Source organism: Mycobacterium sp. 663a-19 (assembly GCF_035616495.1).
GTDB lineage: Bacteria > Actinomycetota > Actinomycetes > Mycobacteriales > Mycobacteriaceae > Mycobacterium.
In genome coordinates this window covers 391,643-414,256 of sequence record NZ_JAPJAV010000002.1, presented here as the reverse complement: position 1 = coordinate 414,256, position 22,614 = coordinate 391,643, and the positions used below count along the sequence as shown (strand labels likewise).

22 protein-coding genes and 3 tRNA genes are annotated in these 22,614 nt (G+C 67.8%); 11 read left to right on the top strand and 14 right to left on the bottom strand.

From position 1 onward, the window contains the following. Positions 1-67: 67 nt before the first annotated feature. The 3 genes from OQ968_RS06295 (at position 68) to OQ968_RS06285 (ending at position 1,327) form a co-directional block, all read left to right on the top strand. Positions 68-964, top strand: a complete 897-nt coding sequence (locus OQ968_RS06295; RefSeq protein WP_324675777.1) for a DUF3566 domain-containing protein — start codon at positions 68-70, stop codon at positions 962-964. 68 nt (positions 965-1,032) lie between these two features. Further along, positions 1,033-1,106 (top strand) — tRNA-Ile (locus tag OQ968_RS06290). A gap of 148 nt (positions 1,107-1,254) precedes the next feature. Next, positions 1,255-1,327: transfer RNA gene (locus OQ968_RS06285), tRNA-Ala, on the top strand. A 14-nt stretch (positions 1,328-1,341) separates the two neighbouring features. Here the strand turns inward: OQ968_RS06285 and OQ968_RS06280 are convergent. Next, on the bottom strand, positions 1,342-2,616 hold the full coding sequence (locus tag OQ968_RS06280; RefSeq protein WP_420715840.1) for a hypothetical protein: 1,275 nt from the start codon (positions 2,614-2,616) through the stop codon (positions 1,342-1,344). A 43-nt stretch (positions 2,617-2,659) separates the two neighbouring features. Then, positions 2,660-3,097 carry a cell wall synthesis protein CwsA gene (cwsA, locus tag OQ968_RS06275; protein WP_324675773.1) on the bottom strand — a complete coding sequence of 146 codons (438 nt, stop codon included), beginning with the start codon at positions 3,095-3,097 and terminating at the stop codon, positions 2,660-2,662. A 96-nt stretch (positions 3,098-3,193) separates the two neighbouring features. Between cwsA and OQ968_RS06270 the strand changes: the two genes are divergently transcribed. Continuing rightward, on the top strand, positions 3,194-3,742 hold the full coding sequence (locus tag OQ968_RS06270) for a peptidylprolyl isomerase (RefSeq protein WP_324675771.1): 549 nt from the start codon (positions 3,194-3,196) through the stop codon (positions 3,740-3,742). Between the two features lie 31 nt (positions 3,743-3,773). Here OQ968_RS06270 and OQ968_RS06265 read toward each other — a convergent pair whose 3' ends face one another. Both OQ968_RS06265 and crgA read right to left on the bottom strand, forming a co-directional pair. Next, positions 3,774-4,199, bottom strand: coding sequence for a PH domain-containing protein (locus OQ968_RS06265; RefSeq protein ID WP_324675769.1), 426 nt, complete (start codon positions 4,197-4,199; stop codon positions 3,774-3,776). Between the two features lie 155 nt (positions 4,200-4,354). After that, positions 4,355-4,636, bottom strand: coding sequence for a cell division protein CrgA (gene crgA, locus OQ968_RS06260; protein WP_067756253.1), 282 nt, complete (start codon positions 4,634-4,636; stop codon positions 4,355-4,357). A 78-nt stretch (positions 4,637-4,714) separates the two neighbouring features. Between crgA and OQ968_RS06255 the strand changes: the two genes are divergently transcribed. After that, entirely contained in the window at positions 4,715-5,458 is a 744-nt protein-coding gene (locus tag OQ968_RS06255) for a DUF881 domain-containing protein (protein ID WP_324675766.1), read from the top strand. A 48-nt stretch (positions 5,459-5,506) separates the two neighbouring features. Continuing rightward, a complete protein-coding gene (locus OQ968_RS06250; RefSeq protein WP_324675764.1) occupies positions 5,507-6,193 on the top strand; it encodes an aminodeoxychorismate/anthranilate synthase component II in 687 nt (228 codons plus the stop codon). Here OQ968_RS06250 and pknB read toward each other — a convergent pair. The 7 genes from pknB to OQ968_RS06215 all read right to left on the bottom strand — a co-directional run bounded on the left by pknB (position 6,171) and on the right by OQ968_RS06215 (position 16,022). Beyond that, complete coding sequence (gene pknB / locus OQ968_RS06245) at positions 6,171-8,048, bottom strand: Stk1 family PASTA domain-containing Ser/Thr kinase (protein ID WP_324675762.1); 1,878 nt, start codon at positions 8,046-8,048, stop codon at positions 6,171-6,173. The genes OQ968_RS06250 and pknB overlap by 23 nt on opposite strands. After that, complete coding sequence (locus OQ968_RS06240) at positions 8,045-9,355, bottom strand: serine/threonine-protein kinase (RefSeq protein WP_324675760.1); 1,311 nt, start codon at positions 9,353-9,355, stop codon at positions 8,045-8,047. The genes pknB and OQ968_RS06240 overlap by 4 nt, the downstream gene beginning before the upstream one ends. Further along, positions 9,352-10,836 carry a D,D-transpeptidase PbpA gene (gene pbpA / locus OQ968_RS06235; RefSeq protein ID WP_324675758.1) on the bottom strand — a complete coding sequence of 495 codons (1,485 nt, stop codon included), beginning with the start codon at positions 10,834-10,836 and terminating at the stop codon, positions 9,352-9,354. The genes OQ968_RS06240 and pbpA overlap by 4 nt, the downstream gene beginning before the upstream one ends. After that, complete coding sequence (locus OQ968_RS06230; RefSeq protein ID WP_324675756.1) at positions 10,833-12,242, bottom strand: FtsW/RodA/SpoVE family cell cycle protein; 1,410 nt, start codon at positions 12,240-12,242, stop codon at positions 10,833-10,835. The genes pbpA and OQ968_RS06230 overlap by 4 nt, the downstream gene beginning before the upstream one ends. Beyond that, the gene (locus OQ968_RS06225) at positions 12,239-13,741 is read right to left on the bottom strand and encodes a PP2C family protein-serine/threonine phosphatase (protein WP_324675754.1); all 1,503 of its coding nucleotides are present in this window, start codon (positions 13,739-13,741) and stop codon (positions 12,239-12,241) included. The genes OQ968_RS06230 and OQ968_RS06225 overlap by 4 nt, the downstream gene beginning before the upstream one ends. Next, the gene (locus OQ968_RS06220) at positions 13,738-14,205 is read right to left on the bottom strand and encodes an FHA domain-containing protein FhaB/FipA (RefSeq protein WP_324675752.1); all 468 of its coding nucleotides are present in this window, start codon (positions 14,203-14,205) and stop codon (positions 13,738-13,740) included. The genes OQ968_RS06225 and OQ968_RS06220 overlap by 4 nt, the downstream gene beginning before the upstream one ends. A gap of 125 nt (positions 14,206-14,330) precedes the next feature. Continuing rightward, positions 14,331-16,022 carry an FhaA domain-containing protein gene (locus tag OQ968_RS06215; protein ID WP_324675750.1) on the bottom strand — a complete coding sequence of 564 codons (1,692 nt, stop codon included), beginning with the start codon at positions 16,020-16,022 and terminating at the stop codon, positions 14,331-14,333. Positions 16,023-16,244: 222 nt separating this feature from the next. On the opposite strand from OQ968_RS06215, the gene OQ968_RS06210 reads away from it, so the two are divergent. The 5 genes from OQ968_RS06210 (at position 16,245) to OQ968_RS06190 (ending at position 19,695) form a co-directional block, all read left to right on the top strand. Beyond that, positions 16,245-16,330 (top strand) — tRNA-Leu (locus OQ968_RS06210). A gap of 183 nt (positions 16,331-16,513) precedes the next feature. Beyond that, positions 16,514-16,714, top strand: a complete 201-nt coding sequence (locus OQ968_RS06205; RefSeq protein ID WP_324675748.1) for a CopG family transcriptional regulator — start codon at positions 16,514-16,516, stop codon at positions 16,712-16,714. Then, positions 16,711-17,088: a type II toxin-antitoxin system death-on-curing family toxin gene (locus tag OQ968_RS06200; protein ID WP_324675746.1), complete on the top strand. Its 378-nt coding sequence runs from the start codon at positions 16,711-16,713 to the stop codon at positions 17,086-17,088. Before OQ968_RS06205 ends, OQ968_RS06200 begins: the two co-directional genes overlap by 4 nt. A 199-nt stretch (positions 17,089-17,287) precedes the next feature. Next, complete coding sequence (locus OQ968_RS06195; RefSeq protein WP_324675744.1) at positions 17,288-19,216, top strand: TNT domain-containing protein; 1,929 nt, start codon at positions 17,288-17,290, stop codon at positions 19,214-19,216. Next, on the top strand, positions 19,213-19,695 hold the full coding sequence (locus tag OQ968_RS06190; RefSeq protein ID WP_324675742.1) for a hypothetical protein: 483 nt from the start codon (positions 19,213-19,215) through the stop codon (positions 19,693-19,695). The genes OQ968_RS06195 and OQ968_RS06190 overlap by 4 nt, the downstream gene beginning before the upstream one ends. A 158-nt stretch (positions 19,696-19,853) precedes the next feature. Here OQ968_RS06190 and OQ968_RS06185 read toward each other — a convergent pair whose 3' ends face one another. The 3 genes from OQ968_RS06185 to OQ968_RS06175 all read right to left on the bottom strand — a co-directional run bounded on the left by OQ968_RS06185 (position 19,854) and on the right by OQ968_RS06175 (position 22,607). Beyond that, positions 19,854-20,195, bottom strand: a complete 342-nt coding sequence (locus OQ968_RS06185) for a GNAT family N-acetyltransferase (RefSeq protein WP_324675740.1) — start codon at positions 20,193-20,195, stop codon at positions 19,854-19,856. Next, entirely contained in the window at positions 20,192-21,163 is a 972-nt protein-coding gene (locus OQ968_RS06180) for a pirin family protein (RefSeq protein WP_324675738.1), read from the bottom strand. Before OQ968_RS06180 ends, OQ968_RS06185 begins: the two co-directional genes overlap by 4 nt. Positions 21,164-21,224: 61 nt before the next feature. Then, positions 21,225-22,607 (bottom strand): acyl-CoA dehydrogenase family protein, encoded by a 1,383-nt coding sequence (locus OQ968_RS06175; RefSeq protein ID WP_324675735.1) that lies wholly within the window; start codon positions 22,605-22,607, stop codon positions 21,225-21,227. Positions 22,608-22,614: the final 7 nt, after the last annotated feature.

Genomic DNA, 22,614 nt, shown 5'->3' with positions numbered 1-22,614 from the left:
ACTCAGCCCGACCGCAGACAAGACAGCCACCGCCCGGGGGGCCTTGGTACACACGTAAGGAGTCGGGGTGACTTCACCAAAGGAGCCGGGCGCCCCCAAAAAGGGCGACAGCCTGAACGGGGACGGTTCGGCCGACCGGGCGGGCGTCCACCGCGCGACGCCCGCGCAGGCCGGCCGCGCCGCGGACGCCGGTGACCCGCCGCCGCGGCAGCGAGCGAGCCGGCCCGCCCAGGCACCCCAGCCACCGCATCGCCCGGCCGAGCCGCCCGCCGAGCCGCGGCCCGCGGGCCCACCCTCGGGGATAGACGCCCGGCTGAACCGTTTCATCTCCGGCACCGCGGCGCCGGGGGCCGGCGCGTCGGGGCATCCGAAGGGCGCGCCGCAGGACTTCGACGCCCCGCCGCCCCGCGGTGACGGCCCGCCCGCCGAGGCCTACGCCAGCGAGTTGCCCGACCTGTCCGGCCCGATGCCGCGCACCGCGCAGCGCAAGCCCGCACCCGACCGCACAACTGAGGCGTCGACCGCGCCGGCGTCGGGCCGCTCGGCGACTGAGGACCGGGAAGGCCGCGAAAGCCGGTTCCAGGTGTCGCGGCGGACCCGCGGCCCGGTCCGGGCGAGCATGCAGATCCGCCGGATCGACCCGTGGAGCACGTTGAAGGTGTCCCTGTTGCTTTCGGTGGCGTTGTTCTTCGTGTGGATGATCGCGGTGGCGTTCCTGTACCTGGTGCTCGGCGGCATGGGTGTGTGGTCGAAGCTGAACAGCAACGTCGGTGACCTGCTGAACAACACCAGCGGCAGCAGCGGCGAGCTGGTCTCCAGCGGCACCATCTTCGGCGGCGCCGTGTTGATCGGCTTGGTCAACATCGTGCTGCTGACCGCGATGGCCACCATCGGTGCATTCGTCTACAACCTGACGACAGATCTGATCGGCGGCATCGAGGTGACCCTGGCTGACCGCGACTAGCGCGGTTCCCGGGTTTTGGGGAAGGGGCGGCGATTGCGGTAATCTCGTCGCTCGGCCGTACAGCGTGCGGGCCTATAGCTCAGGCGGTTAGAGCGCTTCGCTGATAACGAAGAGGTCGGAGGTTCGAGTCCTCCTAGGCCCACAACCATGTGCTCGTCCCGGCGTTACCTACGACTCGCATTGCCGCTGGCGTTGATCGCCGCGGCGGTGGTGGTGCGGTCACGGCGTGGGGTCGAGGTCTGGCACGTGGCCGCAGCCGATGCGCCCGATCACCGGTCGAGTCGTCCAGAGGGGCCTTAGCTCAGTTGGTAGAGCACTGCCTTTGCAAGGCAGGTGTCAGGGGTTCGATTCCCCTAGGCTCCACGTAGCCCCGACCGTCAGCGCTCAGCGGTCAGGTCCTCGCGCCGCTTCTGCCGGTTGATCGCCCCGGCGACAAGCCACACCACCGCCGCCAGTCCCCCGAAGCCCAGCGCCGAGGGCCACCACGGCGGGCCGGATTGCCTGGGCTCGTCGTGCTGCGCGGCCAGCGCCACTAGGAAGCCGCCGTTGTCGGTCGGCCCGGCGCCCGGCAGCGACTGGGTCTTGGTCACCGTGATCTGGGAGCGGCCGCCGGGATCATTGATGTGACCCCAGGCGAGGGTGGAGTCGTCGAGCAGGAAAGTGTCCTGACTGCCCGCGGGCTGGCTGTCGTCGTGGCCCACCAGGGCCACCTGGCCGACCTCCACGACCTGGTTGCCGGACGGCACGTCGGCCAACACGTCCTGGTCGACCTCCGGGGGCGCCGGCGGGTGGTAGTCCGGCGGCGGTGAGCCGGCGCCGCTGTCCGGCGGTATCCAGGCGCCTCCGGTGAAGCTGCCCGACGCCACATAGCTGTCGCCGACCGCGGTGAACGGGAACAGCCCGGCGGTGGCGACGTCGAGCACGATCCGGCCGCCGGCCGGCACGTACGCCTCCTGGCGCCCGCCGTTGTAGGAGAAGCGGAAGGTCATCGCCTGATTGAGCGGGTTGTACAGCGTGGGGCGGTGGTAGGCGTCGTAGTCGATGTAGTCCCAATGCCGCGGACGCACCAGCGACTGGTTGTCGGCCTTGACGACGTCGACGTTGCCGCCGTGGGCGCTGACCACATTTTGGACCTGGCGGTCGAAGTCCACCACCTGCAGCATCTGGTGCGCGGTGCCGGGATTGACCCTCGTCGGGGGCGCGGCCTTGGCGGCGCTGACCGCCGGCGGCGGGGCATCCAGCGGCTTCGGCGGGGCCACCAGCGGGGCGTTGCTCGGCGCGCCGGGGGCGCGCGGGGCGATCTTCGGGGCCTGCACCGGGACGGTGCTCGGGGCCGGGGGACTCGGCGGAATCACCTGCGGGACCTGCACCGGCGGCATGCTCGGCAGCGCGGGCTCCGGCAGCGGTCCCGGGGTCGGTTCCGGCACCCTGCTCGGCGGCGCCTGCGCCGGGCGGGGCGGCGGGTCCTCGTTACACACGCCGGTGTTCGAGGTGTGGTACGCGTTGACCAAAAACTGGCAGTACTGGCAGCGCTGGGGGGTCGCCCCGGCGCCCGCGCACGGAGCTGCGTGCACCGCACCGGGTGTGGCCACTGCCACCGAGAGCGGTGCGAAAGCTATGGCGGCTGCGGCCGCAATCCCGAGCGCTTTCATTTCCTACCGCAACCAGTGTCCCACTTCGGCGGGACCGTACCCCTCAGGGTCGCGGTTGCACGTCGACGCTGGGCGGACGCGGCGACGGCTCCGAGCGCTCACGGCGCGCCGAGCGCCGGGCGATGCTGAAGGCGACGGCGCCGCCGGCCAGGACCACGACGACGGCTCCGGCGATCAGCACGGGGCGCCTGCCGCGGCGGCGTTGGGACCGGCGCGCGTCCTGCAGCGCCTGCGGAAGGTTCGCGACCACCTCCTGCGCGGCGGCCAGCTCTTGGGCGAGAGTCTCCTGCGCCGCACCGATTTCGCGGGCCAGCCGGCCCTCCCGGTACCGCCGGCGCAGCCCCGACGCGGTCGACTGCGCGGAGTGCAACCCCAGCCCGACGACGCCCCGCGTGACGTCCACCGGTCCCAGCGTCGAGTAGGTCAGGCCTCGGGCCAATCGCTCACGGGGGGTCAACCGGTTGTCCGCCTGCGCGCTCATCTGTCGCCTTTCTGTGCCGCTCGTGGAGCCTACAGACTGCCACCAAAACGACGTCCGCGGGCAGACCCACACCCGGTGCGGGCATGCGCGTCGGTGATGGCAGACTGTGACCCCGTGACCAACAGCCCCTTTCAGACCGCTACCGCCACCCTGCACACCAACCGCGGGGACATCAAGATCGCATTGTTCGGGAATCACGCGCCCAAGACCGTCGCCAATTTCGTTGGCCTGGCGCAGGGCACCAAGGAGTACTCGACGCAGAACGCCTCGGGTAGCCCGTCCGGCCCGTTCTACGATGGCGCGGTCTTCCACCGGGTGATCAAGGGATTCATGATCCAGGGCGGCGACCCGACCGGCACCGGCCGCGGCGGCCCCGGCTACAAGTTCGCCGACGAGTTCCACCCCGAGCTGCAATTCGACAAGCCCTACTTGCTGGCGATGGCCAACGCGGGCCCGGGCACCAACGGCTCGCAGTTCTTCATCACCGTCGAGAAGACCCCGCACCTGAACCGGCGCCACACGATCTTCGGCGAGGTGGCCGACCCCGAATCGCGGAAGGTCGTCGACGCGATCGCGACGACGCCCACCGACGGCAACGACCGTCCCACCGATCCGGTGGTCATCGAGTCGATCACCATCTCCTGACCCGAATCGTGGCCGCCCCGGCGGCCACCGGCTAGCTTTCGCGCGACCCGGTGTAGCCGGCCTCGGTGAGCGCGTCGAGCACGTCGAGGGGTTCGGTTCCGAGGTCCCACCGGGAGAACACCACGAGCCCGCCGTCGACCGTTTCGACCTCGAGCAGGCGCATGTTGCGGGCCAGGCGGCGGAACTCGGTGATCCGGATGATCTTGATGTCGGGGCGGCGGAATTGCTGCGTCCGGAACCAGCCGCGGACGACCAGGCCGTCGGTCGTGATTGCCAGTTTCGGCCGCGCCCGCCACGTCGCGCCCGCAAACAAGATCAGGCCCGCCGCGGCAATCCCCGTCATGACGCGGCCCGGCGGGTCTGTGACGATGGTCACACTCGCGGTAGCCATCAATAACCCGGCGAGGCCACAACCAGCGATTCCCGCCGCGCGGGGCTCCCAATGAGTTTGCTGCACCTGCTTTCTACCCCCTCCCACCACTGCCGATGGAGTTATCCACAAGCGCTATCAACAGTGGGGATAAATCACACGCGTGTGATTGGGCGGTCACAACGTTGCTGGCGCAGTAACGGATTGACCCCAAGATGAATTCATTGCGGATTTGATCTTGGTCAGTGCCAGCGCATGGTGAGCAACAAACCGGTGATCATGAAGGCGAACGCGATCGCGTAGTTCCACGGACCCAGTTGCGCCATCCAGTTCAGCGCCGCCGGGGCCTGGCTGCCGACAGCGGCCAATTGAAACACCATCAACCACACCAGGCCGATCAGCATGAGGCCGACGAACAGCGCCACGAACCACACACTCGACGGCCCGACCTTCACCTTCACCGGGGTGCGGCTGACGGCGCTGACGGTGAAGTCGTTCTTCTTGCGGACCTTGGATTTGGGCACGGTTACCTCGGGGGTGTCGCGGCAATTACGCTACGAGACTAACCCACCTGGGCACCTGACCAGGAAACGGAGAGCCCGATGGACGACACGCGCCGCTCGCCGTGGCGCTTCGGCGTGCCGTTGGTGTGCCTGCTCGCCGGGTTGCTGCTGGCCGCCACGCACGGGGTGTCCGGCGGCGCCGAGATCCGCCGCAGCGATGCCCCACGCCTGGTCGACCTGGTCCGGGAGGCGCAGTCGTCGGTGAGTCATCTCAACGCCGAACGCGAGGCGCTGGCCGGCAAGCTCGATTCGATGCACGGCAGGTCTTCGAACGCGGCGTTGGCCGCGATGCTGCGACGGGCCGCCGAGCTGGCCGGCGAGGCGGGGCTGGATCCGGTGCACGGGCCGGGCCTGACGGTGACACTGCAGGACGCCCAGCGCGATGCCAACGGCCGGTTCCCGCGCGACGCGTCCCCCGACGACCTGGTGGTGCACCAGCAGGACATCGAGGCCGTCCTCAACGCGTTGTGGAGCGCCGGCGCCGAGGCGATCCAGATGCAGGACCAGCGGATCATCGGAACCTCGGTGCCGCGCTGCGTCGGGAACACGCTGCTGCTCAACGGCCGCACCTACAGCCCGCCGTACACGATCACCGCGATCGGTAACGCCGCGGCGATGCAGGCCGCGCTGGCCGCCGCCCCCCTGGTGACCCTCTACAAGCAGTACGTGGTCCGATTCGGGCTGGGCTACCGCGAGGAGGTCAGGCCCGACGTGCAGATCGTCGGCCACAGCGAACCGGTCCGGACGCATTTCGCCCGTCCCGCCGGCCCGGTCGGCTACTGAACAGCACTGAGCAGCGCCGGCGCACGCGCCAAACGGTACCCTGACACGATGCGGATCCTGGTTGTCGACAACTACGACAGCTTCGTTTTCAACCTGGTGCAGTACCTCGGGCAGCTCGGCGTCGAGGCGCAGGTGTGGCGCAACGACGACGCGCGATTGTCGGACAAGGCCACAGTGGCGACCCAGTTCGACGGGGTGCTGCTCAGCCCGGGGCCCGGCACCCCGGAACGCGCGGGAGCCTCGGTCGGCCTGGTGCGCGCGTGCGCGGCGGCGCGCACCCCGCTGCTCGGGGTCTGCCTGGGCCACCAGGCCATCGGCGTCGCATTCGGCGCCACCGTGGACCGCGCGCCGGAGCTGTTGCACGGCAAGACCAGCAACGTGTTTCACACCAATGTCGGTGTGCTGCAAGGACTTCCGGACCCGTTCACCGCGACCCGGTACCACTCGCTGACGATCCTGCCGGGGTCGCTGCCGGCGGTGCTGGAGGTCACCGCGCGCACCCGCAGCGGTGTCATCATGGCCGTGCGGCACACCGAGTTGCCCATCCACGGCGTCCAGTTCCACCCCGAGTCCATCCTGACCGAGGGCGGCCACCGGATGCTGGCCAACTGGCTGGCCTACTGCGGATGGGCGCGCGACGACACCCTGATCCGCCGGCTGGAAAACGACGTGCGCGCCGCGGTGCGGCCGCAATTGCCGGCCGATCCCGCTGCTACTGACCGAACTTCAGCGTGATGATCCCGTCCCGGTTGCAGCCGGCGCCGGGCGGCGGGTTCTGATAGACCACCCGGTGGGACTGGGAGCCGCCGGCATCCACGTCGGGTCCCTTGTCCAGCACCCCGGTCCAGCCGAGCGCGCGTAGCCGCGGCTCGGCGTCGGTCCAGAACATGCCGGACACGTCGGGCATCACGAACTGGTTGCCCTTGGACACCTGCAGTTCGATGACCGAATCGACCGGAACCGTCTGGCCCTTGGCCGGATTGGTGCCGACCACCTCCCCGGCCGGCCGGGTGCTGTCGACGGAGGCCTGGCTGAACTTGGTGAAGCCGTAGACGTTGAGGTTCTTCTGCGCGGCGTCCACGGTCTGCCCGGCGACGTCGGGCAGCTGCTTGGTCTCCGGCCCCGAGCCGACGATGATCGTGATCACGTTGGTGATCGCCGAGGTCTGGTTGGCCGGCGGGTTGGTCCCGATGACCTTGCCCATGAGCTCCGGGGTCGACGGCGAGTTCGCCTGCTTGAACTTGCTGAATCCGGCGGCGGTCAACTTCTTGACCGCGTCGCCGTAGTTCAGCGAGGAGACGTCGGGCACCTCGCGTTGTTCGGGACCGGTGGACACGTTGATGGTGATCTCGTCGCCGGCGCTCACCGAGGCGTTGGCCCCGGGGTCGGTGCTGATGACATGGTCGGGCGGGATCGCCGAGTCGGGCTTCTGCAGGGTGCGCGTCTTGAAGCCGCGATTCTGCAGCGCGGCGATCGCGTCGGCGGAGACCTGCCCCCGCATGTCGGGCACCTGGACGTCGCGGGTGCCGCCGCCGAAGGTGTTGAACGCGATGACGACGACGATCGTCAGCACCGCCAGCACGGCGACCGCGACAACCCAGCGGCCGATCGAACCACCCATGCGATCGTCGTCGCCGTCGTCGAGGGGCTGGCGCGGCAGCGGATCGGTGCGCGGACCCGCGAGGCTCGGGCCGGTGGACGCCAGCAGCGAGCTCCGCTCGGCGTCGGTCAGCACCTTGGGCGCCTCCGGCGGCTCGCCGTTGTGCACCCGCACCAGGTCCGCGCGCATCTCAGCGGCGGTCTGATAGCGGTTGTCGGGGTTCTTGGCCAGCGCCTTGAGCACGACCGCGTCCAGATCGGCGGAGATGCCCTCGTGTCGCTTCGACGGCGGGACCGGGTCCTCGCGCACGTGCTGGTAGGCGACCGAGACGGGTGAATCACCGGTGAAAGGCGGTTCGCCGGTGAGGATTTCGTAGAGAACACAGCCCAGCGAGTACACGTCGGACCGCGCGTCGACGGAATCGCCGCGGGCCTGCTCCGGGGACAGGTATTGGGCGGTGCCGATCACCGCGGCGGTCTGGGTGACGCTGTTGCTGTCGGCGATCGCGCGGGCGATGCCGAAGTCCATCACCTTGACCGCGTTGGTCGTGCTGATCATGATGTTCGCCGGCTTGACGTCGCGGTGGATGATCCCGTTCTGGTGACTGAAGTTCAGCGCCTGGCAGGCGTCGGCGATGATCTCGATGGCGCGCCGCGGCGGGAGCGGGCCGTCGGTGTGCACGATGTCGCGCAGGGTGACCCCGTCGACGTACTCCATGACGATGTAGGGCAGCGGGCCCGCCGCCGTCTCGGCCTCGCCGGTGTCGTAGACCGCGACGATGGACGGGTGGTTCAGCGCGGCGGCGTTTTGGGCCTCGCGCCGGAAGCGCAGGTAAAAGCTGGGGTCGCGGGCCAGGTCGGCGCGCAGCACCTTCACCGCGACGTCGCGGTGCAAACGAACGTCGCGGGCCAGGTGAACCTCGGACATTCCCCCGAAACCGAGGATGTCACCCAGTTCGTAGCGGTCGGACAGGTGCTGCGGGGTGGTCATTGCGGTGTCTCGTGTTGGGCCGGCGACGTGCTGGGCGCTACGGGGATTGCCCAGCCGAGTTCGGGCGGCCTGCTCCGAAGTCCAGAATTACCTACCGCCGCGGGATCCGTCCAATTGAGCCGCAGGCCGGGCGCCGAACCGCTGGGGGTCCTGGTCGCCGGCGGGGTCCCGGTGTCGGTGACGGTCGGGGCGGGTGTCTGCTGCTGCTCGTTCTCGGCTCGCGAATTGATGACGATGAGCACCGCGATGATGATCGCCAGCGCGCCGAGCACCCCGGCGGCCCACAGCAGCGCGCGCTGGCCCGACGAGAAGGTGCGCCGGGCCGGGGGCGGCCGGTGGCCGCCCGTCGACGGCCGGGATCGGCGGGGCGCGGCGGCCCGGCTGACGGTCGCGGCCCGGGTCGTCGCGCCGGACGAGATGGCGACGGGTGCGGCCCGACCGGGGGGCGGTGTCTGACTCGGCCGCGGCGGCCGGCGGCCGGCCCGCACCGCGGCGACGGCGTCGGCGAACGGTCCCCCGCTGCGGTAGCGCATCTGGGGGTTCTTGACGAGGGTGATCTCGATGAGCTCGCGCACGTTGGGCGGAAGCTCGGCCGGAAGCGGCGGCGGGGGCTCCTTGATGTGTTTCATCGCGACCGTCAGGGCGCCGTCCCCGGTGAACGGCCGCTTGCCCGAAACCACTTCGTAGCCAACAACTCCCAGCGAGTAGACGTCGCTGGCCGGGGTCGCGTCGTGGCCCAGGGCCTGCTCGGGCGCGATGTATTGCGCGGTGCCCATCACCATGCCGGTCTGCGTCACCGGGGCCGCGTCGACGGCCTTGGCGATGCCGAAGTCGGTGATCTTCACCTGCCCGGTCGGGGTGATCAGGATGTTGCCCGGTTTGACGTCGCGGTGGACCAGGCCGGCGGCGTGGGCGACCTGAAGCGCGCGGCCCGTCTGCTCGAGCATGTCCAGCGCGTGCCGCAGCGACAGCCGGCCGGTGCGCTTGAGCACCGAGTTCAGCGGTTCGCCATTGACCAGCTCCATCACCAGGTAGGCGGTGCGGCCCTCGCCGTCCATCTGGCTTTCGCCGTAGTCGTGCACGCTGGCGATCCCGGGATGGTTGAGCATCGCGGTGGTGCGCGCCTCGGCGCGGAACCGCTCGATGAACTCGGGGTCCTGGGAGAACTCGGCCTTGAGCACCTTGACCGCGACGCGCCGGCCCAGCCGGCTATCGACCGCCTCCCAAACCTGGCCCATGCCGCCGGTGGCGATCAGGCGCTGCAGGCGGTACCTGCCAGACAGCGTCACCCCAACTCGCGGGCTCATGGTCCTCCCTGCAGCGCGGCCTCGATGACGGCCCGCCCGATCGGTGCCGCGAGTGCACCGCCGGTCGCGGACATGCGGTCGGCGCCGTTCTCCACTAGCACCGCCACGGCCACCTTGGGTGACTGCGCGGGCGCAAAGGCGATGTACCACGCGTGCGGCGGAGTATTCCGCGGGTCGGTGCCATGCTCTGCGGTACCAGTCTTGGATGCGATCTGCACGCCGGGAATGGCCCCTTTCTGTTGTGCGACCTTCTCGGCGCCGACCATCAGCTCTGTTAGCTTAGCGGCGACCTGCGGCGACACGGCGCGGCGCTGCTGATAGGGCGCGGTGGTGCTGATGTTGGACAGGTCCGGGCCCTTGAGGCTGTCGACCAGGTAGGGCTGCATCATCACCCCGTTGTTCGCGATGGTCGCCGCGATCTGCGCGTTCTGCAGCGGCGTCAGCGCGACGTCCTTCTGCCCGATGCTCGACATTCCCAGCGCGGCGGCGTCCGCCATGATCCCGATCGTCGACTCCGCGACCTGAAGCGGAATGACGCTGGGCGTGCTGTCCAGGCCGAACGAGCGCGCCATGCTGCGCAATGCATCGCCGCCGGTCAGCAGGCCCAACTGGACGAACGCGGTGTTGCACGACAGGGCGAACGCCTCGCTGAGTGGCACGGTCGACCCGTTGCCGTTGCCGCACCGCGCGCCGCCGTAGTTTTCCAGCATGGCGGTGCTGTCGGGCAGCGGGATCGTGGGCGCCGCCGTCAGCTGCTGGGTGTCGCTGGCCCCGGCCTGCAGGGCCGCGGCGGTGGTGATCACCTTGAACGTGGAACCGGGCGGGTAGGTCTCGGAGATCGCCCGGTTGGTCAGCGGGTTGTCGGGGTCGTCGCGAAGCCGCTGCCAGGCCTTCGCCTGCACGTCGGGGTCATGGGACGCCAGCAGGTTGGGGTCATACGACGGCGCCGACACCATCGCCAAAATCTTGCCGGTGGAGGGCTCCAGGGCGACGACGGCGCCCTTGCACGGCGGCCCGCCGCAGCCTTGCTGCATCGCGTCCCAGCCGGCCTGCTGGACGCGGGCGTTGATGGTGGTGTCGACGTTGCCGCCGCGCGGATCGCGGCCGGTGAAGAAGTCGGCCAGCCGCCGCCCGAACAGCCGCTCGTCGGACCCGTTGAGCAGGGCGTCCTCGGCGCGCTCCAGGCCGGAGCTGGAATAGCGCAGCGAGTAGAAGCCGGTGATGGGTGCATACGAGGCCGGGTTGGGATACACCCGCAGGAAGCGGTAGTGGCTGTCGGTGGCCACCGAATAGGCCAGCAGCTGGCCGCCCGCGATGATCTGGCCGCGCTGACGTGAGTACTCGTCGAGCAGGACTCGCTGGTTGCGCGGATCGGTGCGCAGCCCGTCGGCCGCGAAGACCTGCGTCATCGTGGCGTTGAGCAGCAGCAGCACGATCAACGCCATCACGGTCACCGAGATCCGGCGTAGGGAGGCGTTCATACCCGCTCGATCACCTCGGTGCCGGCCGCCGCGATGGACGCCTTGTTGCGTGCGCGGGTGCGCAGCGGGCGGCGGGCGCTGTGCGAGATGCGCGCCAGGATGGCCAGCAGCACGTAGTTCGCCAGCAGTGACGAGCCGCCGTAGGACATCCACGGGGTGGTCAAGCCGGTCAGCGGGATGAGCTGGGTCACCCCGCCGACGACGATGAACAGCTGGATCGCCAGCGTCGACGCCAGGCCCGCGGCCAACAGTTTGCCGAAGCTCTCACGCGTCGCGATCGCCGTCCGCAGGCCGCGGACGATGACGATCGTGTAGAGCATCAAAAGGGCCGCCAGACCCACTAATCCAAGTTCCTCGCCGAAGGCGGCGATGATGAAGTCGGTCGACGCCGCCGGGACGGTGTCGGGTTGGCCGTTGCCCAGGCCGGTGCCGAAGATGCCGCCGGTGGCAAAGCTGAACAACGACTGCACGATCTGATAGCCGTGGCCGTCGGGGTCGGCGAAGGGATCCCACCACGTCTGCACACGAACCCGGACGTGTTCGAAAATGAAATACGCCACAACGCTTCCCACCGCGAACAGCACCAGGCCGATGACGACCCAGCTGAAACGCTGCGTGGCAAGGTAGACCACCACCAGGAACGACGCGTAGAGCAGCAGCGAAGTGCCGAGGTCCTTTTCGAACACCATCACGCCGATGGAGATCACCCAGGCCGCCAGCAGCGGCGCGAGATCCCGTGCGCGCGGCAGGTTCATGCCCATGAAATGCGTGCCGACGCTGGTGAACAGCCCGCGCTTGGCGATCAGCACCGCGGAGAAGAAGATCAGCAGCAGGATCTTGGAAAACTCAGCGGGCTGAATTGAGAAGCCCGGGAAGCGAATCCAGATCTTGGCGCCGTTCTCCTCGGACAGCCACGACGGCAGCAGCGCGGGAATCGCCAGGAAAACCAGACCGGTGAATCCGCAGATGTAGCCGTAGCGCGCAAGCTGGCGGTGGTCCTTGAGGAAGGTGACGACGAGCGCGAACGCGGCCACCCCCACCAGGGTCCACAGCATCTGCTGGGTCGCGCTGGGGTGACGGCGACCGCTCAACTCGTTGTTGACGATGTCGAGGCGGTGGATCATCACCAGGCCAAGTCCGTTGAGCAGCGCCACTATTGGCAACAGCAGCGGGTCGGTGTAGGGCGCGAAGCGACGGACGGCCAGGTGCGCGCCGCCGAACACGCCCAGGAAGACCAGGCCGTAACCGGTCAGGTCCCAGCGCAGGCCGCGTTGCTGGTTGGCCTCGACGATGAGCAGCGCGGCGACGGTGATCACCGCGGCGAAGCACAACAGCAGCAGTTCGGCGTTGCGCCGGGTGGGCAGCGGCGGGGTGACGGCGACCGGCGGCTGGACCTGAGTGGTCATGCGACCGCCCGGCAGTCGATGCCCGGCTGCGGTGGGGGTGGCGGCAGTACGGTGACCGTCTGCGAAGTGGTCGGGGGCGACGTGGTCGCGGGCGCTGCCGGCGGGGTGTTCGCGGGGGCGCTGGTGGGGGTCGGGCTGCTGGCTGAGGGGCCGATGGTCGTGGTGGGTGTGGCGCTTGGGGCTGTGGTCCCGCTGGTGGCCGGGGCGCCCGGCGGAGAGGTGGCGCGGGGCGGCGGGCAGGGCGGCAGCAGGGAGTTGGCCGACAGTTCCCGCAACTGCCCGATGGCGTCGTCCAGGGTGCCGCCCGGCAGCCCCGCCTGAACCTGTGCGCGTTCGGCCGGACGCAGGTCCTGCAGTCGCATCAACCGGCAGTCCAGGTGCCCCCCGGTCTGGCTGTAGCCGATCAGCGACAGCTCGTTGCGCGCGTTGAGACAGCCCACCAGATAGGGCTCGTGCAGCGACATGCCCAGGATCGACCCTTGCACTCCCCGCACGATCGACACCATGCCGTTGTTACCGGCGACGTAGTAGTTGCTCCGGATGACGGTCCGCACGATGGCCAGGCCCGCGAGTATCAGCAACACGATCAGCGTCACGAAGATGAACATCCGGCGCCGCGGCCATCGCGGTCGTTTTGCCGTCTCTTCTTGCGGCGCAACGCGTTTCGCCGCCTCTTTGCGAGGGCTGATCGCCGAAGCGCGCCCGGCCGAAGTGTTGGGCAGGGTCAGTTGATCTTCCTCGCCGGACACCGCACCGGCGAGAATCGGTTGGGTCTGGCCGTAGTCGTAGTCGACGACGTCGGCGACCACCACGGTCACATTGTCGGGCCCGCCGCCGCGCAACGCCAATTCGATTAGGCGGTAGGCACTTTCGGCGACGTCGGGGATCTGCAGGGCCTCCAAGATGGTTTCGTCGCTGACCGGATCGGACAGCCCGTCGGAGCAGAGCAGGTAGCGGTCCCCGGCTCTTGCCTCTCGCATGGTCAACGTCGGCTCGACCTCGTGACCGGTCAGGGCCCGCATGATCAGCGATCGCTGCGGGTGGCTGTGCGCCTCTTCCCGCGTGATCCGCCCCTCGTCGACCAGGGTTTGGACAAACGTGTCGTCCTTGGTGATCTGCGTCAGCTCGCCGTCGCGCAGCAGGTAGCCGCGTGAGTCCCCGATGTGCACCAGCCCAATCCTGTTGCCGTCGAACAGGATTGCGGTAAGCGTGGTGCCCATCCCCTCGAGCTCGGGTTCCATCTCGACCTGCGCCGCGATGGCCGAGTTGCCGGCGCGCACCGCCGCGTCGAGCTTGGCCAGCAGGTCGCCGCCCGGCTCGTCGTCGTCGAGATGGGCCAGCGCGGCGATCACCAGTTGGGATGCCACCTCGCCGGCGGCGTGGCCGCCCATGCCGTCGGCCAGGGCCAACAGTCGCGCGCCCGCGTAGACCGAGTCTTCGTTGTTGGCGCGTACCAGGCCGCGATCGCTGCGGGCCGCATATCGCAGGACCAGGGTCACGGGCGCAACTCGATTGCCGTTTTGCCGATCCGAACCGGCGTTCCTATTGGGACTCGTACCGCAGTCGTCACCTTCGCCCTGTCAAGGTAAGTGCCGTTGGTCGATCCTAGATCCTCGACGTACCATTCCGAGCCGCGCTGCGAGAGCCGGGCGTGCCGTGTCGAAGCGTAGTCGTCGGTCAGCACCAGGGTCGAGTCGTCAGCGCGTCCGATCAGCACCGGCTGCCCGCTCAGCGTGATGCGCGCGCCCGCCAGTGAACCTTCGGTCACCACCAGATAGCGGGCGGCGTGGCGGCGCTGCCGCGAGGGCAACAGCGAGCCCCGCAAGGCCAGGCCGCGACGCACCATGACAGCACCGGTCGGCGCGTAAATGTCAGTCCGCAAGATCCGCAGCACGGACCAGATGAATACCCACAACAACATTAAAAATCCGGCACGCGTCAGTTGCAGTACTAGTCCCTGCATCTGGCGTCCTTTCCGTCCTGGCGTCGCACCCCTCGCATCGGTGACGCCTAGCACATCGGCAACGTCACGATACTTGGGCGGTGGTCGGCGCGGGGCGAAGCACGGCAGCTTTGAGCCCGCTGCGTTCAGTGGATGCGAACGATGATCTCCGAGTGGCCCAAACGGATCACGTCGCCGTCAGCCAATTGCCACTCCTGCACCGGCGAGTTGTTGACGGTAGTGCCGTTGGTGGAGTTGAGGTCGATCAGCAGCGCGACCTGTCCGTCCCAGCGGATTTCGAGGTGACGGCGCGACACACCGGTGTCGGGCAACCGGAACTGGGCGTCTTGTCCGCGGCCGATGATGTTGGAGCCCTCGCGAAGCTGGTAGGTCCGGCCGCTGCCGTCGTCGAGCTGCAGGGTGACCGACGTGCCGCCGGCCCCGTAACCGCCCGGGGCGTAACCCCCGTAGCCGCCGGCGGACGGCTGGCCGTAGTCGGCGGGCTGGCCGTAGTCCGCCGACTGGCCGTAGTCATAGTCGCGGGGGGCGGGTTCGGCGTATCCGCCGGCTGGTGGGGCGTAGCCCCCGGCCGGGATGTTTTCGGCGTACTGCGTGTAGTCGCCTTGACCGTAATCCTGTTGGCCGTAATCCTGTTGGCCGTATCCCGGGCCACCTTGCTGGTAGCCCTGGTCGTAGCCGCCGCCCTGGTCGGGGTAAGGCGCCCGCGGTGGTTCCGGGGCGGCGGGCGGCGCGTAACCGCCCTCTTCCGGGCGAGCCGGCCCGCGGCCGTAGTCGCCGTACCCGCCGTAGCCGGGTTGGGCGCCGCCGGGCTGACCTCCGCCGGGCTGACCCCCGCCCGGCGGGGCGTAGCCACCGCCCTGGCGGTAGCCCTGGTCGTAGCCGGGGCCGCCGTAACCGCCGGGCGCCGGGGGGCGCTGCTCATACGGCGGTGGATAGCCGGGCTGCCCCTGGTCCGGATAGCCGGGCTGGCCCTGCTCGGGGTAGCCCCGACCCTGGTCCTGGTAGCCGCGCTGGTCCTGATAACCGCCGTGTTCGGGGTATCCACCGCGCTGGTCCTGGTAACCGCCCTGCTCGGGGTACCCGCCGCGCTGGTCCTGGTAGCCGCCCTGCTCGGGGTAGCCGCCCTGCTCGGGCGGGCGAGGCGGTGGGTAGCCGCCTTGCGGTAGGTAGCCGCCCTGCGGTGGGTAGCCGCCACCCTGCTCCGGCGGATATCCGCCTCGCGCGTCGGCTCCGCCCTGCGGGTCCTGGCCGCCCTGCGGGTCGTCTTGGGGACGCGCGTAACGCTCGTCGTAATACTCGTCGCCGGGCCGCCCCTGCCCCTGACCGCCGCGGTAGCTCGAATTGTCAGTCATTGGTGGTACTCCTGGTTCTGCGCTGAACGCCTGGTTTGATTGTGGCCGGGCGGCATCGTTGTGCGTAGGGCGGGGCTCGATATCGGGGTTGACAGCACCGCGGGCGCGGAACTGGCCGGTGTGCAGGTTCGGCGACTGCTCGAACCGAACCACCACCTCACCATACGTTTGCCACCCCTGTTCATAGATATAGTCAGCCAAGTACCTAGCGAAAACGCTCGGCGTGAGATTGGGATCCCCGCTCACCTTCTCGAAGTCGTGCATACCGAGGGTAATGATGTATTCGTTGGGGGCCAAAAAACGATTTCCCTGAAGCGGCCGGACGGCGTCTTCGGCTTCGCGGCGCAATAGGGCCTCGACCTCTTGCGGGACTATCTGTCCCCCGAACATGCGGGCAAACGCATCACCGACGGTCGCCTCGAGTTTGCGCTCGATCCGCTGAACCAGCCCTTTGTGGCTACCCATGAATCAGCGCTCGCCCGCAGCTGTGTTGGTGTATCGGCCGCGCAAGGCAAACGACTCGCCCGCGTGTCGCATCACTTGTGCATGGTATCGAGATACCCTCATGCGGCGGCACCATGAGAATCCTGAGAATCGCGACGAGGCAGGTCAGCCGGTGCGCGCACCCTGCCGGGCAGGGCTGGGGCAGAAGGCTATTAGAGTGGTATGGTCCATCGGTTGTTCCCCGGGCGAGTGGCGGAATGGCAGACGCGCTGGCTTCAGGTGCCAGTGTCCTTCGGGACGTGGGGGTTCAAGTCCCCCTTCGCCCACCAAAAAACCACGGGTCAGGTATTGGCCGCGTCAACATCCCATCAATACCTCATAGATGATGCGATATTTCTGGTGCATTCGCTTGGGCGCCAGACGATTTCGGCCGCGCTGCCGGATCCTTCAGGGATTCAACATCCACCGATAGAGCGATGGTATCGTTTGGTATCACTTGATACCATCTTCGTATGGCAATGACATTGCGGCTGACCGCCGACCAGACTGCACGGCTTCGCGAGGCAGCTGCTCGCGAGGGCTTGTCGATGCAGGCCGTTGCCCTTAAAGCCGTCGATCAGTATCTCGATAACCGCGAGGCACGGCGTGCCGCGTTGCTGGCCCAGATCGTTGAGGAGGATGCCGGGCTGCTGCGGCGGCTGGCCGATGCATGAGCGTCGAATACCTCGATCTCGACGATCTGCTGGCCGCGGCCGCCGCCTATGCCGGGCACTCACCGCAGGTCCGCGACTACGGGCTGCTCGAATCCGCGGTCGCTCGCCCGCGGACCTCGGTATTTGGACAGGATGCCTATCCGACGATCCACGAGAAGGCCGCCGCACTATTGGAGTCGCTAGTCAAATACCACGCGCTTATTGACGGCAACAAGCCGCTCGGCTGGGTCGCTATGCGGCTGTTCTACGCATACAACGGCTACACCATCTCTGCGTCCGAGGACGCAAGGTTCGATCTGGTGGTCGCCGTAGCCACCGGGGAGCTGGACACGGTCGCCAAGATCGCCCACCGATTGGTAGGGATGGCCGGGTGAGCTGGCATCCCACCCTTCACGCACATGGAATCCGTTGCGGTGGAACGAAACCCACGATCTCGCGATGGTTTCGCTCGCGAAGTGAATTGACGGGTGCGTTTGCGGCAGTAGCCTAACCAGCAGCTCAGAAGGGGTTAGGGATGTTCGCGACGTCGACCGAGATGGATATGCGCAGCGCCGCGAGCATGCGGGCGGCGCGATGCAGCTGCGCTACATAAGCATCGCGCTGCTGGTCGCCGAGGCCGGAGGCGATCCTTGCGCGATCAACAAGAGCTTGCAAGCCGGCCGCCCGGCCCAGATCTCCGACTTGGCGGAGGCCTTCCATGCCGCGGGCCGATGCACCACCGAGGCCAACGCCGCGTTCGACGAAGCACGTCGCCGCTTCGAGGCGGCCTGGAATCGGGAGAACGGCGAGCACCCGATCAATGACTCCGCCGAAGTGCAGTTCGTCGTCCGGTCGCTCGGTGCGCAGTCCCTGCAGCTGCCCAAGATCGGCGTCGACCTGGAAAACATCGCCGCCGCACTTGCCGAAGCGCAAGGATCCGCAAGTGGGCAGATCGCGACGCTCGAGGATCATTTGCAGCGGCTCGACGACTTGATCGGCCAAGCGCTGGATGAAGAAGACGATCCCGATGTCACCCCTGATGAGATGGCCCAACTCGAAGCCTTCATTGGTGCCTGCGAAGAGGACGCCATCAAAGACACTCAGGCCACGCTGGCGCAGATCCAGTTAACGCGCGACGGCTACACCGGTTGCCTGCAGAAATCGCTGCAGAACTTGCGAGGCGAGGGATACGATCCGGCCGCCATCCACGGCGTCGATAGTGACCCTGCGCCCCCGCCGTCCGCGCTGCAGAGTGGCGAGCTGACCGACCTCCGCCAAGTCACCAACCAGGCCGTGGTGGATCAGATGGGCAAAGTGCGCGCCGCGCAGGACGCCGTCGACAAAGCCCTGGCGACCCTCTACACCAAGGGCCCGGGCTCCCCGGAAGGAGAGGCCGCGGCCCAGAGCTTGCCGAAGCTCAAGGCCGACCTCGCCCGCGCCATCGACGACCTGGGCAAGATTCCCGACTACAACACCATCGACCCCGCGTCCGTCAGCACCACCGCCGACGGTCGATTCATGTTCACCTACAACGTTGACGGGCAGCCGGTGCAGGTCGTCGGGCAGCTCAAGAACGGTGCCGGCGAATTCTTCGACCAAGCCACCGGCACGTCCTACACCTTCAAAGACGGCAAGTTGACCGGCATGCGCACGCTGGACCCCGGCAAGGTGGAAGCCACGCCGGAACCCCTGTGGAGCGTGATCACCCTGGCCGTCGGCGGACCCGAACTCAAGGCCGGCGGCGAAGCCGCGTGGCAGGGGCTCAAAACCCTCTTCAGTCGTGAAGCCCTAATGACGGGCCTGACTTCAGACAACGTGCTGCCCCGCGCATTGAGCGCGGCCGAGGCGCGTGCGGCAATCGCCCAGGCGGATCTCCCACCACGCACACTGCCCGGCGCGGGCGGGGAGCCTCTGCCCGGAGCGCATCCCGGCCCGTCACCCGTGGTCGAGCACACGCCGCCGGGAGGTCAGGGCGGCGGCATTGCGGAACACGCTCCCGGAGAACATTTGCCGGTACCTGACGTTCCGCACACTCCACCACCGGTCGTTGACCAGTCGCCACCGCCACCGCTGCCCTCGGACCATCCGCTGTTTCACGGATACCAACCGATCGAACCGGGCCCAGAATTCACCAGGCCCGATGGCAGCCTTATCTATCCCGACGACAGCCTCCCCACCAAGCCCTACGCGGTACCCGGCACCGTCATGCCCGACGCACAGCTGCCCGAAGGAACGGTTCTCAGTCGCTTCGGCTACCCCGGAGGTTCCTACATGGCTGCTCAGGGAACCCCATTCGCCGAACTTTCACTCCCGCCGGATAGTGCTCTCAAGCCCTACTTTCAATACGTCGTAGATAACCCGGAAGCGCTGCCGCGCGGCTACCACATTGAGGAATCTGAAGTAGCGCCCTGGTTCCACCAGCCGGGGGGCGGGACGCAATATCGAGTTATCGGGCCAGATGGGAAGGACGCCCCGGTGGATGCCCTGCTTGAGTCTGGATACCTGAAAGAGGTTCGTAAGTGATGGCAAATTTCGCCCGACTGTCGCAGAACTGGTTTGCATGGTCCAATCTGGCGCAACTCGGCAACATATCCGTGTCTACCGACTGCGATGACTGTCAACTCTTGTTCGAATCCACCGACTACTCAGTCCATCTCAGGAACGACGGAACTTGGTGGATTGTAGATACCGTGGACGACCGCGGACAACGCCATGATGGAACGGCCAAACTATCCACTTTCGAACTAGCCGAAAAATACCTGATATGGATCTGGGCTTCCAGCGCTCGAGGGGTCGTCGGTGCTCCGAGGCTGGGACCGCAACTGTATTCCTTAGGCGTCAGTCCGGAGGTCGAGTTGAATCCTATAACCGAAGGAATCGCCGAAGTGCGATCAAGCAGTGGACGCGCCATTTTGATGGAGCCCTACGCGACCATATTTAGTCACCTGATGAACAAATCGGTCGATGAGATTGAACAGATGGTTAGCGAGGGGCTCCGTTAGGAACGAATCCCGCAGGCGCGCAAGGAAATCCGTCATAACTGCGCTGGCGAAAGTCGAATAGCGTTGGAACCCAAGGGTTGGATGAGTCAACCCGACCATGAAGGCGACCGGCTTTTGTACTAGCTCGAGAAAACGGCCCGACGCCACCGAAACGGGCCTCAGCCGTTGGGCTGAGTTTTTGACCACGCCGTGACCTCGGCGGTGACCGGGTCGGTGATGTCATCGAATTGGGGATGCTTCTTGAGCACCGTTTCAACCATCGAGCACACGGGGACGATGCGTTTGCCTGCACGACGGGCGTCATCGAGTGCTTCTTCGACCAGGATGGTCGCCAGGCCGCGGCCGCCGAATTCGGGATCGACCACGGTGTGGTGGAACACGCGCTGGTCGCCACGGTCCGCATAGTCGGCGTGGCCGACGGTCTTTCCGTCGACGGCAATGGTGTAGGTCTGGTGCCTCGCGGTGACGGTGGTCGGCGCACCGGTCTTGTCGGTGGTCATTCGGGATCCTTTCTCTCCGGTATGGGTCGAGGCCGCAGCCGGGTGGTCGGCAGCGGCGGTGCGGGCAGCCGGGCGACAGGCCCCCGATACCCCTGGACGGCGCCGAACCGCTCGTCGGCGTCCTGCCACAATTGGCGATAGCTGACGATGTCGTCGTGGCTGCGCCCGACGAAGTTCCACCACATCACCAGCTCTTCGGTGAAGGACGCCCCGCCCAGCAGCAGAACTCGCGTTGGCCGCTCCCCCATATTCTGCAGCCGCAGTGTCGAGGTGCCGGGACCCTGGTAAGCAAGGTCGGCGACCGCCAGAGCGGTCCCGCCCATCCGCACGCCACCGGCATCGCACAGCACGCCGTGTTCGAATGCCGGGTTGACGTCGAGCTGTAGTTCAGCGTTCGCGTCAAGGTCGAGCTGGGCGCCGAGCAGCGGTGTGAACGCGCGCACCGGTGAACGGCCGCCGGCCAGCTCCCCGATGAACACCCGCGCCACCGCGCCGCGCAGCGAAATCGGCTCGGGCGCATAGTGAACGAAGTCGCGTCCGGTATCGCGATCGGAATCAGGCAGCGCCACCCACAGCTGCACGCCGTGCAGAACGGTGCCCGACCCCACCGACACTTCGGAATGACAGATGCCCGCACCCGCCGTCATCAGGTTCAGCTCGCCGGGGCGGACCATGGCGTGCACGCCGGCGCTGTCGCGGTGCTCCACTTCCCCACTGAACAACCAACTCACGGTCTGCAACCCGGTGTGCGGGTGGGGCGGCACGTCCATGCTCGCGGTCACGGGGCCGTAGTGGTCGACAAAGCACCACGCGCCGATCAACGAGCGCTGCCGTTGCGGAAGCGTGCGCTGGACGGGTAGCGCCCTCGGGCCGCCCAGCGGGACTTCCCGTGGATGTAGCACCTCGATGCCCGCAACCCGTGAAGCGCTACAGGCCACTTCGGCCGGCGCGGCTTCGAGGTTGCTCATCGTTCACCCTCCATCGTGGGTGCCGGACGGCGCCAATACCGCGACGATACCCAAGCCCCGGTCATCGCCCGGGCGGGCGCAGCACCTTCATGGCGAGCCGCATCACCGGCTCGGGAATCCGATCCTGCATCGACAACGCGACGTCTGCGGCGCGAGAACGCAATGGCGTGCCGCGACCGAAAACCCGGTTCAGTGGTCCCCCGGACGGCTCGATCACCACATGCAGCGGCGGTGTACCTACGGCGGCGCCCAGCGCGTTCGAGATGACCATCCGCTGAATCTCGCTGGTGCCCTCAAAGATGGTGTACAGCTTGGCATCTCGATACCACTTCTCCACCGGGTGGTCGGTGACGTAGCCCCAGCCGCCCATGGTCTGGATGGCGCGTTCGGTGGCCTTGACGGCCACCTCGCTGGCGGCGAGTTTCGACATCGAGCCCTCCCCCCGCTCGAAGGCGACGTTGTTGGCGGCCATCCACGACGCACGCCAGGTCAGCAGCCGGGCGGCGTCGATCTGGGTGGCCAGGTCCGCCAACGGGAACGCGATGCCCTGGTTGTCGATAATCGGTCCCCCGAACGCTTCCCGTTGGGTGGCATAGGACGTCGCGTACTCCAGCGCCGCGCGCGCGATCCCGATCGCCTGCGCGGCGACCATCGGGCGGGTCTGCTCGAAGGTGCCCAAAGTCGCGGAGCCGGAACGTTGTCCGCCCGCCGCCGCCTCGCGCGCCTTGGCGAGCTTGTGTTCGAGCTTGTCTTGCCCGCCAAGCAGGTTGGCCGCGGGAACCCGGACGTCCTCCAAAAGCAACTCGGCGGTGTGGGACGCCCGGCAACCCAGCTTGTCGAGCTTCCGCACCATCTTCAGTCCGGGCGTGCCGCCGGGCACCACGAACAGCGCCTGACCGCGGTGGCCGAGTTCCTCGTCGACCACCGCGTTGACGACGTGCACGTTGGCGATGCCGCCATTGCCGATCCACATCTTGTGGCCGTTGATCACCCAGTTGTCCCCGTCGCGGCGGGCATGGGTGCGCAGGTTGCGGACGTCGCTGCCGCCCTCGGGTTCGGAGATCGCCAGCGCGGCAAGTTTGAGATCGCCTGGTGTGCCGAAACATTCGGGCGCCCACTCCAACATCTGCTCGGGGGAAGCGGCTTGGCCGATCGCCGACAGCGCCAGCGCCGGCATGACGATCGCCAACCCGATTCCGGCGCAGCCCCAAAAAAGCTCCTCCATGAACATCGGCAGCGAGATGCCGGTCGGATCACCGATCAAATCGCGGTAGAACAGCGGACTGTAGAAGCCGCGCTGGGCCGCCTCCTCCAGCACCGGCCAGGGAAACTCCTGCCGCTGGTCGTAGCCGAGCGCGACCGGGCGGATGACTTCTTCGGCGAACTCGTGGGTGCGCCGGGCCAGGTCGTGCTGTGCGGCCGTCGGAGTCAGGTCGAACGCCATGGATGCG

What these genes read in the sequence shown, in the direction of transcription:
- OQ968_RS06280 (WP_420715840.1), bottom strand. Translation starts at nt 2,616, where the DNA reads ATGAAAGCGCTCGGGATTGCGGCCGCAGCCGCCATAGCTTTCGCACCG.
- cwsA (WP_324675773.1), bottom strand. Translation starts at nt 3,097, where the DNA reads ATGAGCGCGCAGGCGGACAACCGGTTGACCCCCCGTGAGCGATTGGCC.
- OQ968_RS06270 (WP_324675771.1), top strand. Translation starts at nt 3,194, where the DNA reads ATGGCAGACTGTGACCCCGTGACCAACAGCCCCTTTCAGACCGCTACC.
- OQ968_RS06255 (WP_324675766.1), top strand. Translation starts at nt 4,715, where the DNA reads ATGGACGACACGCGCCGCTCGCCGTGGCGCTTCGGCGTGCCGTTGGTG.
- OQ968_RS06250 (WP_324675764.1), top strand. Translation starts at nt 5,507, where the DNA reads ATGCGGATCCTGGTTGTCGACAACTACGACAGCTTCGTTTTCAACCTG.
- pknB (WP_324675762.1), bottom strand. Translation starts at nt 8,048, where the DNA reads ATGACCACCCCGCAGCACCTGTCCGACCGCTACGAACTGGGTGACATC.
- OQ968_RS06240 (WP_324675760.1), bottom strand. Translation starts at nt 9,355, where the DNA reads ATGAGCCCGCGAGTTGGGGTGACGCTGTCTGGCAGGTACCGCCTGCAG.
- pbpA (WP_324675758.1), bottom strand. Translation starts at nt 10,836, where the DNA reads ATGAACGCCTCCCTACGCCGGATCTCGGTGACCGTGATGGCGTTGATC.
- OQ968_RS06230 (WP_324675756.1), bottom strand. Translation starts at nt 12,242, where the DNA reads ATGACCACTCAGGTCCAGCCGCCGGTCGCCGTCACCCCGCCGCTGCCC.
- OQ968_RS06220 (WP_324675752.1), bottom strand. Translation starts at nt 14,205, where the DNA reads ATGCAGGGACTAGTACTGCAACTGACGCGTGCCGGATTTTTAATGTTG.
- OQ968_RS06215 (WP_324675750.1), bottom strand. Translation starts at nt 16,022, where the DNA reads ATGGGTAGCCACAAAGGGCTGGTTCAGCGGATCGAGCGCAAACTCGAG.
- OQ968_RS06205 (WP_324675748.1), top strand. Translation starts at nt 16,514, where the DNA reads ATGGCAATGACATTGCGGCTGACCGCCGACCAGACTGCACGGCTTCGC.
- OQ968_RS06200 (WP_324675746.1), top strand. Translation starts at nt 16,711, where the DNA reads ATGAGCGTCGAATACCTCGATCTCGACGATCTGCTGGCCGCGGCCGCC.
- OQ968_RS06195 (WP_324675744.1), top strand. Translation starts at nt 17,288, where the DNA reads ATGCAGCTGCGCTACATAAGCATCGCGCTGCTGGTCGCCGAGGCCGGA.
- OQ968_RS06185 (WP_324675740.1), bottom strand. Translation starts at nt 20,195, where the DNA reads ATGACCACCGACAAGACCGGTGCGCCGACCACCGTCACCGCGAGGCAC.
- OQ968_RS06180 (WP_324675738.1), bottom strand. Translation starts at nt 21,163, where the DNA reads ATGAGCAACCTCGAAGCCGCGCCGGCCGAAGTGGCCTGTAGCGCTTCA.
- OQ968_RS06175 (WP_324675735.1), bottom strand. Translation starts at nt 22,607, where the DNA reads ATGGCGTTCGACCTGACTCCGACGGCCGCACAGCACGACCTGGCCCGG.